Source organism: Streptomyces sp. CA-278952 (assembly GCF_028747205.1).
Classification (GTDB): Bacteria; Actinomycetota; Actinomycetes; order Streptomycetales; family Streptomycetaceae; genus Streptomyces.
Genome location: NZ_CP112880.1, coordinates 7,379,184 through 7,394,933 on the forward strand (window position 1 = coordinate 7,379,184; position 15,750 = coordinate 7,394,933).

Consider the following 15,750-nt stretch of genomic DNA (forward strand, 5'->3'; position numbering starts at 1 on the left):
CTACTGGATCTCGGAGGCATGCCGCGGCTGAAGAAACGGGATCAGCGGGGCCGGCAGCACGGCGGGGGATCCGAGCAGCTCCCACTGGCAGTCCGGCACCTTGCCGTCGAGGTCGCGCAACGACCGCCGCATCATCAACAGGATCAGAGAGTCCGACGCCCGGTCCGTGGGGGACCAGTGGCGGCCTCCCACCTGGGCCATCAGCACCAGCCCCGACACGAAGGCCCTGCCCATCAGCCAGGCGAGGGCCGCGTCGCCCAGCTCGTCGGCCTCGAGCTCCGCCTCGACCCGTGCGCACAGGTCCAGCGCCCACTCGCGGGTCGCCCCGCTCACCTCCCAGGCTCCCCGCAGGTCCTCCAGCGGGGCCGCCTCCGCCACACCCACCAGGGCGCCGCGGACGTCACCGTCGGGAACGGTGCTCATCCCGCCGTCCTGAAGGAACACCTCCTGGGCGGCATCAGGGACGTCATCGACCGTGTACTCGGCCAGCGACGCCCCCGGGTTGCCCCACCCCGCCGGCTGCACAGCCCGCAGCACGTCACCGATCCCCTGCGGCGTGACGGCGGCACCTCCACGCAGCACCGTGGTCACCGCGGCAGCCGTGACCTCCCCGCCGGACAGGCTCGGAGGTTCCGGGTTCGCGTCCAGGTCGGCCAGCTCGGGAGGGGGCCACACCACCTCCCGGTCACGCATGTACCGGGCGATGCCCTCATCGATCCGACGCACCCGCGAGGGAACGAGCCGCACCCGCTGCCCCGAGGCGACCACCTCGTCGGCGACGCGCTCCGCCCACTCCTCCTCGTTCTCCCCCTCTTCCGGACCTTCCTCGCCGAGCCCGGCGCCCAGGCCCCGGACCGCCTTGCTGAAGGCGTCGCGTACGGTCTCCTCCGGCACCGGGTGCCCTTCGCCGAACAGCGCCAGCGCCAGATGAGAGGGCCGAGCGCCCCTCCGCGCCAGCCGGGCGAGCGCCACGACCAGACCGAATGCCTCGTCGTCCGGAACCGTCGTGCTCCCGCGCCCGCGACCCAGCGCCCGCTTCGTGTGTTCCGGCAACAGCCCCGCCCGCCGCCACGACGCAAGCTGCTTCGCTGACACCACGAAACCGTGCTGACGCGCGTGCTCGACGAGCTGCTGATCAGCGGAGACCGGACCAGGAGAAGACATGCCGCGAACCTACCTACTTCCGTCGGAAGAGGCCGTGCCTTCGGGAATTAGAGACCCCCCATCTTTACCCGGGCCGGGCGCACCGGGCCTGGTGACCTGGGGGGACCGCCGCAGCGCACGGCCCGGCGGCACATTAGGAGGAACCATGCCCACTGCACTGACCGCCCTGCTCCCGACCACCGGGCCCTTGCTCTGGGTCCTGATCACCGTCCTGCACATCTGGATCACCGTGTACGTCGTCATCGTCGGAGTCGCCCTGCTGCACCCCCGCCGCTCCCGCCGGAGGGAAGCCCGCCAGATCCTCGACTGCCACCTCCTCGTCCTCAGGCCCCTGTGACCCTGCCGGAGAAGTGACCGCGGGGTTGTGGCAAGGTCCGGCCCCCCGGCCCTTGCCATCCGGATAGGCTGGTGTTGCCTTAACGGAGCTTGGTGGAGTCGAGGGCCAGCAACTTAGACAACTGCGGAGCATGCATGCAGCCGGAGAGCGGGTCTGTGCTCCCGGATGTCGGGTGGGGGTGCCGAGAAAGTCCTGCAGCGCGCGGGTCGACCTGACATCATCCGCTGATGATCGTCACCCCGATACCCGGAACCCACCGGGATAACGTGCTCAGCGCTCTGCGATCCGTCTCTGTCGCTGCGGGAAACCTGGAATCGCAGCACCACAGTTCGGCCTACGGCCGTCTTCTCGCTTACCTGGAATGGGCCAACGACTCCCTGCGCATGCTGGTCAGCCAGATCAGTGCGAGCGACATCGATCGTCTGATCAGGACTCGGGTGTATCAGTCCCTGCTGGATGGTGTGGGGCATCTGGCAGGCTCTGACCAGCAGCGGTTGGTGAACGGGCTCCTTACGAACGAGGTTAGGGGGCGCGTAGTCGCTCTGGGTGCGGCGGTGGATGCGTTCCAGGTGCAGATGCAGCGTTGGCCGACGATGACTTCCGTGCTTGTCCTCGACACCAGTGTGTTCATCAAACATGAGACGAAGCTGGAGGACACTGATTTCTTCGTGCTTGCGGGCGCTGGGGCGGATGCGGTTCGGGTGACGGTGCCGATGGTGGTTGTTGACGAGCTGGACCGTCTGAAGGAATCGAGGGACAAGCAGGTCCGGTGGCGGGCCGGGTACAGCCTCGCGGTGCTGGACCGGCTCCTGGATAGCGATGAGCGCCTGGGACGGGTGAAGGTCGAGGTGCTCTTCGACAACCCGTGGCATGTGCGGCTGCCGGACGAGGACGACGAGATCGTGGACCGGGCCCTCGCAATGCACACGATCGCGGCCGGGTCGGTGCAATTGGTCACGTATGACACGGGGATATCGATGCGGGCGAAGTGGGTGAACTTGCCGGTGCTGAAGCTGCGGACGGATGCGGGTACGGGCTCGGAGCCGGAGAAGGGGTGACTACTGCTCATCCGCGACGACGGCAGCACCCCTCCCGACGTTCCGACCGGGTGGCCGATGCCCTGCGGCGGCCGGTCGGCAGCGGCGACGGAGCGATCGCGTCCGGCGGCGTCCGGGCACGTCCGGTTGATATCCTCGCAGTTCGCCCAACGGCACCTGTGGGCGAGCCGAGTTCGTGGCCCGGGGAGGCTCGATGAGACCGCGACTGGTCTTCGTGCACGGTGTTGGCAAGCCGCGCAACGCCGAAGCCGTCATGGAGGAATGGCTGCGCGCTCTCGCCGACGGCGCGCGTGCCGCCGGACACTCCCGAAGGGCCGTCGAACTGCTCGACGGCGAGGCGGTCGACCTGCGGTTCGCCTCTTACGGTGACCTCTTTCCCGCCCCTGGTGCTCCTGCGCGGGGACCGGCGGCCCCCGTCGATCCGTCCGAGAACGAGGCACTGCAGGAGATGCTCCTCGACGCTGTCGACGAGCGCCTGGCCGCCCCCGAGGACGACCGCGAGGCGCGGCTGCTCCGGCAGGCCAGGAACAAGCTGGCCCCGACCGGCGAGCAGCAGGGGGTCGGCGACATCCTGCGGCGGCTGTCCGCCGCGGCGAACGCGCTCTTCGCGCTTCCCGGGCTGCGCACCCTGGGCGGCTGGGTGAGCGCGGGGGCGATGCTGAGCGACCTGCGCCAGGTCAGGTGGTATTTGGCGCGCAAGCATGTCGACGACGCGGGAACGAGTATCGACCAGCGCATCCGCGCCCGGATAGCCGCGGAGATCGACCCCGGCGGCCCCACGGTCGTCGTCGCGCACTCCCTGGGGACTGTGGTGGCGTTCGAAACCCTCCATCGACAATCTGCCCATGTGCCGCTGCTCGTTACGCTCGGATCGCCGCTGGGGATGCGCACGGCCGTGCAACCCCGGCTGCGCCCCCAGCCGGTGCGGACTCCGGCGGGGGTCTCCCGCTGGCTGAACTTCTGGGACCGCGACGACTTCGTCACGGGCGGGACCGGGTTGGAGCGGTGCATCGCCCCGAACGCCTCGCAGGTGGTCCCGGTGTCGCGGCGGGTGGATTCCGACGGACTGTACGTGCACCCCGCGGCCAAGTACTTGGCGCAGCCGGCTGTTGCGGGGCCGCTCGTCGAAGCGCTCGAAGCGGTCATCGACGGATGAGACGGACAACGCCGGCGCGTCAGCTGCTGGTGATCGCGCCGCAGTGCCCCGCCATGGGCCTCCTCACCGGTCTGGAAGATACTGCCGAAGCCCTTCACCGAGCTCTCCTGGACCCGCAGTTGGGTGGCTGTGAGCAGGACCCGTCCGAGGCGCCTTCCCTGCTCTGCGGGGTGGACGTCAAGCGTGATGACGTCGAGAAGGCAGTGCGGGCGGCGGCGGAAAGGGCCGGGGAAGCGGGGGCCGTGCTGGTCCTCGCCTTCCTGGGACACGGCACCAACCTCGGTCAGGTGCCCAAGCTCTCCTTCATGGCGAGCGACTCCCGCGAGGATGTGTCGACCAGCGTGGTGGACGTCGGGCATCTGCTCGGGCAGACCTTGGACGTCCATGGCGTGCAGGGGGTGGTGGCCGTGGTGGACGCCTGTCATGCGGGCGGGGCCATCCCGAACGGCGACCTGCTGGCCGGAGGCGTCCGACAGGGCGCCGCCAGGCTGTCGCTCCTGATGTCCGCGGGCGCCACGGAGTCCTCCTACGGTCTCGCCTACACCCGCGCGCTCTCACGCATCCTGGGCGAGGGCCTTCCCGGCGCTGGGGAGTTCCTTTCACCGGCGGACGTGAGCGAGGCCGTCGACAGCGAGACGGGCACCGACTCCCGACTGGTGATCGTGGACGGCCTGTCCCACCAGCCCCGGCCCTGGCTGGCGCGCAACGCGCAGCACATCATCAGAGCGGGAGGCCTGCTCCGCGCCCTGGGAGACGAGGACCTGCGGCGAGCGCTCGAACCGTTCGGCGAGGCGGTCGTCGACTTCCCGATCGCCACGGTGGGTGACCTCGGGCGCCTGCGCCGGACGCTGGAGTACCTGGGGCCAGCCCCGGCGACGGCCGACCAGCACACGGTCAACGCCCTGCGTGTCCTCGACCGGCTCATGGACGCCGCGCGGACCAGCGAGTTCCTCTCGTCGAGCTGGCCGGGCAAACCCTTGCAGTCGGACCGTATCCGGCGTGCGTACGCGATTGCCGCGCGCCGACCGGCGCCTGACTCCGATGCCGATGAACTGCTGCGAGAATGCGTCGAGTCGCTGTGCCTGAGGGTCCCGCTCGTCAAGGGCAGCCCCACGGCGCCCCTGACCGACTTCGTCGCCGCGCTGGCCATGGAGGACGGTCTCGCTTGCGACACGCCCCGGCTGGCGGCCTGGGCGAGGGGCCGGGGCACCGCCGTGGAACTCGCCGACGCGTTCGCCGCGCAGGAGCAGCGGGCCGCCGAGCACCGGCTGCGGCTGGTGATCAGCCTGCACGCGGCCGTCGCCGATGAGTGGCCCGAGACCCTGCTGGCCTGGCTTCTCGACGGCGACACGCCTGTGGATCGCAAGGACTTCGTTTGCACTCCGACGCAGTCCGGGGTCGAGCGGCAGTTGGGCGCCGTGCTGAAGTGGGCGACCGTGAACGCCCGGAACACGGGGTTCAGGCTCAGATGCATCGACATCGCCGCGCCCGCCGCGCTGCTCGCCTCCTGGCGCCCGGAGGAGACCAGACTCGGCCCCCGACTGGGCCTCCACTACGACCTCGTCCTGCGGTGGAGCGACAGGTTGTCCCTGCCCGCTCACCTCGGACTGATCAACGAGTTCGCCCGGCAGCAACTCGCCGCGATGAAATCCGGCGGAGCACCGGTGAGCTGGCTCGGCAAGACAGAGACCAACGAACTCTACGAACTGATGGGGTGCATCGGCGACGGCTGGTACGAGCGTGCCCTGGCGCTGAGCCACCGACCGGAACGGCTCGCGGAGCTCCTGGAACTCCTGCTCGCCTCCGCCCCCATCATCCTCTGGCCGGACGGCCCAGGAGACCTTCCCGCGGCCTCGCGGGACAGCTTGGAACGGTGTTGGGAACAGCTCCCCGGGGAATTCAGCGTTGCCTACCGGGCTGCCTGGCGCCAGGCAGCCGGGCAGCCGGATCTTGTGGACGGCCACACGGACCTCGCCCGCCTGCGGTCCGTGTGGCTCGACGAGCAGTGGCTGGACTTCTGCGACTGGTTCGAGACCCGTTCCTTCGACGGAGAGAAAGCATCATGACCTGGACTCCCTTCTACCTGGGCGACGGCACCCCCCGGAACGTGGATCTCGGTGCTCCGCCGCCCTGGCGCACCTTCCCCCGGGACGCGAAGCCCGAGCGGTTCCAGCCCCCGCCCCGGCTGGTCGAAGCGGTGAACGCCGCGCTTGCCCTTCGCCGCCCGCTGCTGCTGACCGGTGCCCCGGGTTCGGGCAAGTCGTCCGTGATCAAGCAGGTGGCGGCCGAGGTGGGGCTCGGTGCTCCGCTGCGCTGGCACATCACCTCCCGCAGCACCCTGGTGGACGCCCTCTACCGCTACGACGCCCTGGGCCGGATCCACGCACAGCGCCTGGCGGGCGACTCCGATGACGACATCGCTCCCTTCGTACGGCTCGGGCCGTTGGGTACTGCCCTGCTGCCATCGGAGCGGCCCCGCGCGCTGCTCATCGATGAGATCGACAAGGGTGACCTCGATCTGCCCAGTGACCTCCTGGAGGTACTGGAGTACGGCGAGTTCGAGATCCCGGAGCTGGCGCGCTACCGGGAGGACGTCGTCGAGGTACGCGAATGGGACGGCGACGACTGCCACCCGATCGCCCGGGGGCGCGTGCAGTGCAGCAACTTCCCCTTCGTCGTGCTGACGAGCAACGGCGAGCGCGACTTCCCCGCCGCCTTCCTGAGGCGCTGCATCCGCTACACCATGCCGGTGCCCGACGCCGAGTCCCTGCGCCGGGTCGTGGCAGCCCACTTCGGGGCGGACGTGGAGCCCTCCGGCCCGGTGGACTCGCTGGTCCTGTCGTTCGTGGCACGGCTTCGGGCGGGCGAGAGCTTGGCCGTCGACCAGCTACTGAACGCCGTGCACGTGCTGACCAGCGCCCAGGCTCCGGAGGGTGATGCCGCGCAGGACGTCAGGGATCTGATCCTGCGTGAGCTGACCGGTGCCTGAGGACTACTCGCCCACGGAACACCCCATGCCTCCGAAGTTTGCGACCGGCGGTCTGGACCGGGTCGTGACAGCGCTCGGCACCGCGGCTCCCGAGCTTGATGCGACGGCGCTCGTCGAGGCACTCTGGTTGGCTTCCCGCATGGCCGCGTCGGACCCTCCCGGATCCGGCAGCGCCGTTGTCGAGCCCGCCGCGGAGGAGCCGCCGCCCGCGGCACTGGACGTTCCCGCCCCGCGCGGCGAGGTGGCCGAGCCGCGCACCCGTCCGACCGAGCCGGACGACGACCAGTCGGCCCGTCCGCTGCACGAACGGCTGCCGGAGTCCTCCGGACGCGTCGCCGGCCACGCGGTAGCCGTCCCCGGGGCCACAGCGCTGCCCTTCGCGCTGGAGCTGACGCGAGCGCTGCGTCCGTGGAAGCGGTCGTGGCGAGCGGGACGAAGGCACGTGCTCGACCTGGACGCGACCGTGGACGGTTACGCCCGCAGCGGGGAGCTGATCCCGGCCTTCGCGCCCGCTCCCGAGCGCTGGTTCGACCTGGTACTCGTCGTCGACCGCTCAGCCTCGATGCAGGTGTGGCGGGAGACCGCCGACGCCCTCGCCGACCTGCTCGACCGACTCGGCGCTTTTCGTACGCTCCAGGTCCGTGACCTCGCCCTTCACCCGGATTCCGGAATCGAACTCACCGACCGCCGGGGGCAGCCGACATCGGCGGGACAGCTGCGTTCCCCCGACGGGCGGCGCCTGGTCATCGTGATTTCGGACTGTACCGATCCGGCCTGGCGGCGACCAGAGATCTGGCAGCAGCTGCGGGCGTGGGCGCAGCACGAACCCGTCGCCCTGCTCAATCCGCTACCGCCCAAACTGTGGCGCCGCACCGGGCTCGACCTGCCCACCGTCCGGGCGTCCCTGGACGTCCCCGGCGCCTCCAACACGGGGTTCGCCTTCCGGGTGCCTCCTCTGCTGGCGCGCAGCGCGGAAGTCACCGACCGCGACTCCTGGTTCGCACTGCCTGTCCTGTCCCTCTCGCCGTACTCCCTCGGACGGTGGGCGCGGGCGGTGATGCTCGCGGCGCCCGACGGCTGCTCCGCGGCATTGATCTCACCCGGCGACCGCCTGAATCCGCTGGGCCCCTTCCGGCCCCCGACGCCGAGAACCCCCGAAGAACGCACGGAGGGATTTCTGCGCACGGCAGCCCCCGCCGCTGCGCGACTGGCGGTGCTCTCCTGCTCCTTCGGCGGACTGAGCCTGCATCTCCTGCACGTACTCCGCCGTGAACTGGTCCCGGAGGCGACGACGGAGGATCTCGCGGAGTTGCTCGGCTCCGGCCTGTACGAGCTGACCACGGGGCCCACGGGGCGTGTGGTCATGCAGCCGGCGCCGCGGGTACGAGAGCGTCTGGAACAGGAGCTGACCGAGCACGAGGTGCTGCTGCTGAGCCAGGTGCTGGGACGTCACATCGCCTCCGGCCGGAACAGCGGGGAACGGCTCTCGGCGGTGGCGGGCGGAGCGGACGGCACGGAAGAACTCGCCGCGGAGGCGGCGTCGGCCGGGACGGCCCTGGCGCGGACGCTGGAACTCCTCGGGGTGCCGACGCCACCTCGCTCCCCGGGCCGCCGGGAGATCACCGATTCCGCTGCGCCCCTGGGCGCCGAGCACGCCCTGCGACTGGCGCTGGCTCTTCTGCCCCAGGGTCGGTCCGTGGTTCACGAGGAAGTCGTCCGGGCCGCGGACATGGTTCTCGGCATGCTTGCCAAGCAGGGCATGGTGGGCGACCGGTCCGCCTTGCTCCGGCAACTAGAGGCCGCGGTCGCCCAGTTCGCACCCGCCGTCACGTGGGAAGACCCTCAGGGGCACGAGCCGTGGTACCGGCACGGCGAGTTCGCGAGGGAGCGGCACTTCTGGGAGCGCTACCGAGCCTTCCTGGACCGAGGGCGGTTCTTCCCCGCAAACGTGGTCCACCGGCTCGACATGGTCACGGACGCCCTCCTGTCCAGGCTCGAGGACCCGCTCCGTCCCGGGCACTGGCGGCGCTCGGGTCTGGCCATCGATCACCTCGGCTCCGGCACGGTCACGACCGTGATCGGTCTCGCGGCCAAGGCGGTCGATGCCGGCTACCTGAAGATCGTCATCATCGCCGGTCCGAGCAATGCCGAGCGAGCTCAGCTGCAGAGGCAGGTGGACGAGGGGCTGCTGGGCTTCGACAGCGCGTTCACGGCCTCCGCGGACGGGCACGCGGCCATCGGTGCGGGCGCCCCGTCGAACTCGCGCCGCCTCCCCGTCCTCTCCATGACCGACAGCACCGAGCACGGTGACTTCTCGTTGGCCAGAGCCTTGCGGTGGATTACCCCACCGGACCCCTTCCCACGCGTCTTCGTGATCAAGAGGAACCAGCGGGTCGTCGACGGGCTCTACCGTTGGCTGGAGTACGGGGCGTCCTCTCCGGACGCCCCGCTGCTGGTCATCGACACGACGAGCGGCGGAACGGGGGCACGGAAGCCCCCTTCCGCGCTGGACGCGAGGGTCGACCGTCTGCTGAGCGGCGCTTCGAGGTCCGCCTATGTCGGCTTCACCATCGCGCCCATCCGGGCGCTCTCGCACCTGGTCCCGGACTTCATCTACAGCATTCCGCTACCGCCGGACCATGCCGGAGCCGAAGAGCGACTTCCTCTCGTCCGCCTGGTGACGGACGAGGAAGCCTGGCTGCCCGCAGGACACCGTTCCGGTCACGTGCCCTCTCCCGCACTGCCGGACTCCCTGTACTCCGCGATCGACGCGTTCGTGCTGGCCTGTGCAGTGCGCAGGGCGCGGGGGCAGACTCGGGCGCACAACTCCATGCTGGTGTCGGTCAGCCGGTTCGTCGCCGTGCAGGCACAGGTCCGTGACCAGGTGGCCGAGCGCGTCAGACGGATCGCTGACGGCCTCCGAGAGCCGGGCAGTCCGCATGCGAGCCGCCTGATGTCCGGCTTCGAAAGCTTGTGGCGCACGGACTTCGTCCCGACGAGCGCAGCCTCCTCGGACACGGACACGGACGCATCGCAGATCTCGTGGGACGAGGTAGCCGGGCATCTGGTCGCAGCCGTCCGCAAGATCACCGTCATGTCGGTCAACGGTAGCTCTCTCACCTTGCCCAGATGGCGCGAGTACGACCACAACGGCCTGAGTGTCGTGGCCGTGGGTGGTACCAAGCTGGGGCTGGGAACCGTCCTCGAAGGCCTCACCATCAGCTACTGCCTCAGATCCTCGTCCACCTACGACACGCTGAGCCAGTTCACCCTGTCGCTCGCACGTCGCACCGCCTACGCGGACTTGTGCCGCCTCTACGCCGGCCGCGAGGTCCTGGACGCCCAGGAGCGTCTGACGGCGATGCTCGACGACCAGCGCCAGGAGATAGGAGGGATGGCCGAGCTCGGCATTTCCCCCCGGGAGGTGGCACTGCGGCTGCATCCCGCCCGCGTCTCGCGGAGCGTTTCTGCGGACCACGACCTGCCGCCGGTGGGGACGGAGCCGCAGAACCTGTCCGGTATGTCATGCGAGACACTGCGCTTCACACTCGCACCGGAGGCGCTTGATGAAAACCTGCGGGAGCTGGAGCGCTTCGTCCAGCACCTCGGGGGACGCGGTGTAGCCCAGAAGGCCCACGCCGACGGGAACCTCGTGTGGAGTGGCGTTCGGCCCGAGACGGTTCTGGAGCGGTTCTTCGATGTCTACCGGCCAGCCTCCCCCCGGCTGACCGGGCGCATGGACCGGCTCCGCGCCTACATCCGTCGATGCGTGGCCCAGGGCGAGCTGAGGCAGTGGACGGTCCAGTTGGTGAGCCCGTCGAGGGCAGCCAGTACGACCGAGGTGGCCGGCCATCGCATCGGGCTGGTCGTCCGCAGGCGCGTCGCACCCTTCACCGGGGAGACGTTCGCGGTCCGACGGCTGTCCAACCCGAGAAACGAACTCGTGGACCTCGACGAGGACCAGTACGCCGCCGCGCTCGACGCGACCCGCGCCGCCGTGATCGGCGAGGAGCCGGGAGCGGGCGCGGCCCGCGTGCCCATGTTGCCCTCCCGTCCGGCGGTGAACGCCGTACGGCGTCCCGATCAGGCTTTGCTGTCCATCTACCTGGTCCGCCATCCGTTCCAGGACCATGCGAAGGAGGCCGGCAGCCCCCTGGTAGGGATCGCCGTCGCTTTTCCGGTGTCGCCGACGTCCCCCGAGCCAGGGGCCGGTGTGCGTCCCGAGAAGCCTGGCGGCAGCTGACCGGGCACACGAATGGATATAGGGTGCGGGCCCATTTTGCGTATGAATAGTGGGTTCTGTCGCGGTTTCAGGGTCGACCGAGGCCCACGCCTCCCCTCGGGCTGCATATCCGAAGGTCAGCGGTGGCAGAGGCGTTCTGCAGCGGCTCCGCCGGGCCTGCACAGGAACGGGAGGCGCTCAGGCCGCGGCTTTGCCGACGTCCTCTTCCTCCGAGGCGTCGTCCAGGTACATCCATCGGCGAACCACGGTGTAACCGGACGGGAGCTCGTTGCCCGTCAGCTCTCTGTACCTCGCCTTTGCTGCATCGCTGGCCCGATGCCCAGGAGGGAGCCTCCGAAGGAAGGGGTCGCGGTCTGGGTCGAGGGAGGACTGACGCGGCTCCGTGGGCTCACTGCCGGACTCATGCTCGAGGGAGTCCTCGATGTCCCCGGATTCGCACTCCTCGCCGTCCTTGCTCAGGTAGAGATGGGCGCCGATGACTAGGCCTACGGCCAGAGTCACGCCGAAGGCGACATGGATCTTCGGCTCGTGCTTCTTGTACCAGTCCTTCGTCTTCTGACCGAAGGAGGTGGGCTCGTCGTCCTCGGGCGTCAAGTCAGTCACGCGCACACATCTACCGGACACATCCCGCACCTGTCAGCCAATCAGCTGACTTCGCCTCACTCGCAGGGCGAAGTACGTCTGTACGTCTTCTGTGAATGTAAGTACGTAAGTCGCAAGGCTTGAGCCCGTGGCGGGGCTCGCCAGCAGGAGGCTGACGTGCGCAAGTCGCGAGTTACGGGCTTGGCCCATGCAGGTGCGGCACTGCCTACTTCGCACTCGACACCAGCAAGGTGGATCCTGCGCCCACCGGCCCCAGCACGGTCGTGGCGGCCGAAGGGCAGCTCGGCACCGAAGCCGGCGAGGTCCGGGTTTTCACCCAGGACGGCTACCTGTCGTGGCTGGAAGTCTGTTCATGGAACGACGACATCGAAGTGACATTCGCCGCCGCGCGTCACTGGCTGCAGACACGCTCTTGATCCCGAACGACCATCGCTCAGCCAGCTCTGCGACACCACCGACATCACGAGTTCAAATTCGGTAACCTCTACGGCTTGCCGATAACGCAAGATGCGGTGGGCGCGATCGGGTACTTTGGCAGTTGCCTTAACGGAGTTTGGTGGATACCAACGTTGATAACAACAACCGTCACGTTCGGTTGAGCTTCTTTAGTGGGTTAGCTGCTGTGGCTGCACTGTAGAGGACGAGTCCGGTCGCACCAATTGGCGCCTCAGGCGGGAACCTGGCACAGAGTGTTGGCTTCCGCTCCCGTAGCAGCGGCGCTTGGCAACGCTGTGCGTGGGGCGCCCGAGTGTGCGCCCTTACCCGACCATTGCGTCGGTCGTCTGGACTGATGCAATGGTCGGCCCTGTCGAGTTCTTTGACGGCGTACGGCTGCTACCGAAACGGTCAGTGGCTGGAGAACAGTCGATAGAGCGGAACCACCGTCAGAGCTGTCGGCGGGACCGCCTTCAACAGCCAGATCGTTCCGCCCGAGTGGAGGCACTCCAAGCCTTGCGTCGCGGGATCGGGCACGCTGAGCAAGACGCTCGGCCCGTGCCGTAGCCCGGTTCTCAGTGCGGTGTCCCGGTCCGTGGTGAGGTGTACCCACTGTCTGGTCATCGGCAGGAGTCCTTCCTCCTTCTCGAAGATGCCGTGCAGAGCGGACGTGGGGGTGCTGTGATACAGCGGTCCGCCGGGCTGTCCGCTCTCGTACTCGATGGCAGCAGGGCGCGAGTGACCGTAGCGAGCGCGTATCCGTCGACCGTCCACCTCGAAGCGGTCCTCGTCCCACGCCTGGGCGACAGCGAGCAGTTCCTCCGCGTCGGCCCGTTGACTCGTCTCCGCCAGCGCGGACACCACATTCTCCACCGCCACCCAGCCGTCACTCTCCGGCCTGACGAGCTGGCCGTGGCGCAGCTGGTACGCGAGAGTTCGGCTGATCCGCTGCCTGCGACCGTCCTGGCGCTTCCGCAGCGGCGTCGACCCCAGAGAGCCGCGCCGGACGGCCCATGCGTCGCGCAGCCGCGTGGCGAGCTCACGCAGAGGACCTAGCTCGATGTGTGCGCTCATCTCGTCGAGCAGCGCTTCACTGTGCTCGCGCGCGTCCGGCTCGTTGTCCCGAGAGCTGAGTCCGCGCAGGGCTCGAGCCAGTAGGGAGACCCGGTAAGCGGTCCAGAGCTGGTCCACGTCAGGGGCGGAGGAGGTTGGGGAGCTGCGGCCGAGCGCGGCGGCGTACTCCTCTACGACCGCACGACGCAGGTCCCAGCGATCCACGGGAAAGGCGGGCACATCGTCGGTCAGCTGGGCCAGTTCATAGCCCATCGGACGCCAGCGCGTGGCCTCCAGATCGATGGCGATGATCCGCTCATCGTCGGTGACGAGCCAGTTGAACGCGTGGGCGTCACGCCGGGGTTGTGGTGGCAGGCCGAGTTCCTCGATCAGCGGCCACCAGGATTTGAACACCGCCGCGGAGTCCTCCGACCACTGAGGGGGCAATACGTTCTTCAACCATCGTCTGACCTCGTTGCTGACATCTTTACGAACGGACGTTGCCGGTTTTCCCGGCCGTTCCTCCGATGCGTGGATGTAGGCCAGGAACACCGCGGCCCGTCGCAGCAGTGCGCTCGACGCGTCGGGGGTGGCGGGAGACAACCGTTCGGCCAGTACGGCCCCGTGCTCGAACCGACGGACGGTGAGGATCTCCGTACCGTCCGGAAACTCTTCCTCCGCGTGCGCCAGGTCATCGGTGACGATCGTGGTGATTAGGTCGATGATCCCGAACTCGCTCTCAACTCCCAATCTGCGCAACATATTAGCCACCGCGAGCGACTTCTGGGTGTCACGCTCGAAGCAGAGACTGTTCGTCGGTTTGAACACCAGGGTCGCCGTGGTGAAGCCGAGATAGTCCTCGACGGTGACGACGTTGCTCCGGCCCCCGAGGTTCCTGCGCACCAAGTCGGGGCTGCTGATCGCACGGGCCGCAGCTTCCTTGTAGAACAGCTTCGAGTCACCGGCCATCGCGGCCCTGATCCAGATGTCGGCCTGCGCAAGGTCCTTCAGCTGCCCGCGTACCTGGAGCTCCGCGGAGCCGTCGTACGGGAGCCCTTTGTCGGCCTCCCTGCCGAGCCGAACCAGAGGAACGCACGAGGTGGGATTCGTCTCCACCTCACGGATGAGACGAGCCATACCGAGACTCCAGAGCTCACTGCTCCCCTGGAGCGCAGCGGTCTCCAACAGATCGTCCGCGTAGCGGATCCGGCTCAGCTCGTCGGTGAGCGGGCCGACCCCGGTCCATCCCTCCTGCAGTCTCAGCGCCTCGCGCAGGTACTCACCCTGCCGCATCGCCGTGTCCCCACTGATCTGCGTGTACACGCGCAGACAGTCCGACAACAGGCGACGGGGCAGCGGATCTCCTGCCGAGCCGAATTCCCGTCGCAGGCTGTCAACGAGAATCGCCGGCAAGGAGTCCGCGGGATAGCCTGACTCAGCGAAGCGGAGGAGGTGTTCACCGAGCCCGAACGGATTCTGGAGCCGCTTCAGTCCGAGCTGGACCGTCGGCAGCAGATCGGGGACCGACCGTGCCGCGGAGGCCACGCGCTCAAGCACCGTGCAGCGGACACTCTCCTCGGCCGCTGCATCGCTCCGCGCGGCGGAGAGTGCCTTCTCGGCCCGATCCAGGTAGGTGGGCAGGTTCGCGTCGTTAGGCTGTCCGTCGGCCAGGCGCAGCCACGCCTCCGCGACGTGCAACTGCCACGAGACGCCCGGCGTGTGACCGCTGAAGCTTCGGTCGGCCTGGAGGGCGAGGCCGAGATACTCCCGATCGCCCGTTTGATCGTGCAGTCGCAGATACGCCTCCAGCAGGTAAGGCACCGCATCGCAGGCGGGGTTGCCCTCTTCGATGGAGCGCCGAATCACGTCCGTGGACTGCACCAGGTCGGCTACCGAGACCTGCTCAAACCTGGCCAGCAATACCGATGCCTGTCCGAGGCGACCCGTGAACTGGAACCTGACCGGTTTGTCGGTGAATTCTCGGTCGGCGACAACGCCGGCAAGGTAGATGCGGGCCAAGCGAAGCGCCCGACAGAAGACGAAGGGACGACGCCAGTTGGTGGTCAGCGCGTGTTCCCAGAGCGCGAGAGCCGCGCGCTGCCGGACCACGTGCAGAGTCTTGTCGTACCGGAATCGCCGGGGCATGGCGCGCGCGGCTTCGTGCGCATACCGGCCCAGGTTCGTCTCGAATACGAGCGTCTCCAGCAACAGGATTTCGTCGCTGCGGGCATCGAGTACTTCACGCCAGGCGTCGATCGTTCGGACAGAGTTGCTGGGTGCGAGTACCGACGCCACCCAATCGGCGCCGCGCAGCAGGCTCCATTCGCCCACCCAGCTCTCCAGGGAGTCGCAGCCCAGCCAACGTAGGAGCTGGATCATCTCGGGGAAGCCGCTCTCCACCATTGACGTCAGTTCGGCGTCCGTCCACTCTCGGGTCGGCGACGATGCCAGCTGCGCAAGGCTGGTGGCATGGGCGGCTTCGCCGCGCCCCGGTAAGCCGTCAGTATCGGACGCTGTGACACGACTTCTGCGCGCGAGGTCCAGCGGTGTGACACGCATCCCCACGAGGCCTCCTGGCATTTCGTCCCAAGGTACTGGGTATTCAGTGGCCAGAGTTTAGCCCGCGGGGAGAACTTCAGTCTTTATGTATCCACCACCAGAAGATCACCCAAGCGGTGGACGGTTGAGATATGGCTTCTGAGCTTGACTCTG

The 15,750-nt window shown here is 68.5% G+C and carries 10 protein-coding genes; 7 read left to right on the forward strand and 3 right to left on the reverse strand.

What is annotated here, in order from left to right:
* Positions 1-1,164 (reverse strand): hypothetical protein, encoded by a 1,164-nt coding sequence (locus N7925_RS32425; protein WP_274345964.1) that lies wholly within the window; start codon positions 1,162-1,164, stop codon positions 1-3.
* Positions 1,165-1,309: 145 nt separating this feature from the next.
* Between N7925_RS32425 and N7925_RS32430 the strand changes: the two genes are divergently transcribed.
* The 6 genes from N7925_RS32430 to N7925_RS32455 all read left to right on the forward strand — a co-directional run bounded on the left by N7925_RS32430 (position 1,310) and on the right by N7925_RS32455 (position 10,947).
* Entirely contained in the window at positions 1,310-1,501 is a 192-nt protein-coding gene (locus tag N7925_RS32430; protein WP_274345965.1) for a hypothetical protein, read from the forward strand.
* A 227-nt stretch (positions 1,502-1,728) separates the two neighbouring features.
* Positions 1,729-2,559, forward strand: a complete 831-nt coding sequence (locus N7925_RS32435; protein ID WP_274345966.1) for a PIN domain-containing protein — start codon at positions 1,729-1,731, stop codon at positions 2,557-2,559.
* Between the two features lie 193 nt (positions 2,560-2,752).
* The gene (locus tag N7925_RS32440) at positions 2,753-3,715 is read left to right on the forward strand and encodes an alpha/beta hydrolase (RefSeq protein WP_274345967.1); all 963 of its coding nucleotides are present in this window, start codon (positions 2,753-2,755) and stop codon (positions 3,713-3,715) included.
* Complete coding sequence (locus N7925_RS32445) at positions 3,712-5,781, forward strand: hypothetical protein (RefSeq protein ID WP_274345968.1); 2,070 nt, start codon at positions 3,712-3,714, stop codon at positions 5,779-5,781. The genes N7925_RS32440 and N7925_RS32445 overlap by 4 nt, the downstream gene beginning before the upstream one ends.
* Positions 5,778-6,704 carry an AAA family ATPase gene (locus tag N7925_RS32450; protein ID WP_274345969.1) on the forward strand — a complete coding sequence of 309 codons (927 nt, stop codon included), beginning with the start codon at positions 5,778-5,780 and terminating at the stop codon, positions 6,702-6,704. Before N7925_RS32445 ends, N7925_RS32450 begins: the two co-directional genes overlap by 4 nt.
* 25 nt (positions 6,705-6,729) lie before the next feature.
* Entirely contained in the window at positions 6,730-10,947 is a 4,218-nt protein-coding gene (locus N7925_RS32455) for a Z1 domain-containing protein (protein WP_274345970.1), read from the forward strand.
* Between the two features lie 177 nt (positions 10,948-11,124).
* Here the strand turns inward: N7925_RS32455 and N7925_RS32460 are convergent, their stop codons facing one another.
* Complete coding sequence (locus N7925_RS32460) at positions 11,125-11,550, reverse strand: hypothetical protein (protein WP_274345971.1); 426 nt, start codon at positions 11,548-11,550, stop codon at positions 11,125-11,127.
* A 230-nt stretch (positions 11,551-11,780) separates the two neighbouring features.
* On the opposite strand from N7925_RS32460, the gene N7925_RS32465 reads away from it, so the two are divergent.
* Positions 11,781-11,966, forward strand: a complete 186-nt coding sequence (locus N7925_RS32465; protein WP_274345972.1) for a hypothetical protein — start codon at positions 11,781-11,783, stop codon at positions 11,964-11,966.
* 430 nt (positions 11,967-12,396) lie between these two features.
* Here the strand turns inward: N7925_RS32465 and N7925_RS32470 are convergent, their stop codons facing one another.
* Positions 12,397-15,597, reverse strand: a complete 3,201-nt coding sequence (locus N7925_RS32470; protein WP_274346590.1) for an RNA 2'-phosphotransferase — start codon at positions 15,595-15,597, stop codon at positions 12,397-12,399.
* Positions 15,598-15,750: the final 153 nt, after the last annotated feature.

What these genes read in the sequence shown, in the direction of transcription:
- N7925_RS32425 (WP_274345964.1), bottom strand. Translation starts at nt 1,164, where the DNA reads ATGTCTTCTCCTGGTCCGGTCTCCGCTGATCAGCAGCTCGTCGAGCAC.
- N7925_RS32435 (WP_274345966.1), top strand. Translation starts at nt 1,729, where the DNA reads ATGATCGTCACCCCGATACCCGGAACCCACCGGGATAACGTGCTCAGC.
- N7925_RS32445 (WP_274345968.1), top strand. Translation starts at nt 3,712, where the DNA reads ATGAGACGGACAACGCCGGCGCGTCAGCTGCTGGTGATCGCGCCGCAG.
- N7925_RS32455 (WP_274345970.1), top strand. Translation starts at nt 6,730, where the DNA reads ATGCCTCCGAAGTTTGCGACCGGCGGTCTGGACCGGGTCGTGACAGCG.
- N7925_RS32430 (WP_274345965.1), top strand. Translation starts at nt 1,310, where the DNA reads ATGCCCACTGCACTGACCGCCCTGCTCCCGACCACCGGGCCCTTGCTC.
- N7925_RS32450 (WP_274345969.1), top strand. Translation starts at nt 5,778, where the DNA reads ATGACCTGGACTCCCTTCTACCTGGGCGACGGCACCCCCCGGAACGTG.
- N7925_RS32440 (WP_274345967.1), top strand. Translation starts at nt 2,753, where the DNA reads ATGAGACCGCGACTGGTCTTCGTGCACGGTGTTGGCAAGCCGCGCAAC.
- N7925_RS32470 (WP_274346590.1), bottom strand. Translation starts at nt 15,597, where the DNA reads ATGCGTGTCACACCGCTGGACCTCGCGCGCAGAAGTCGTGTCACAGCG.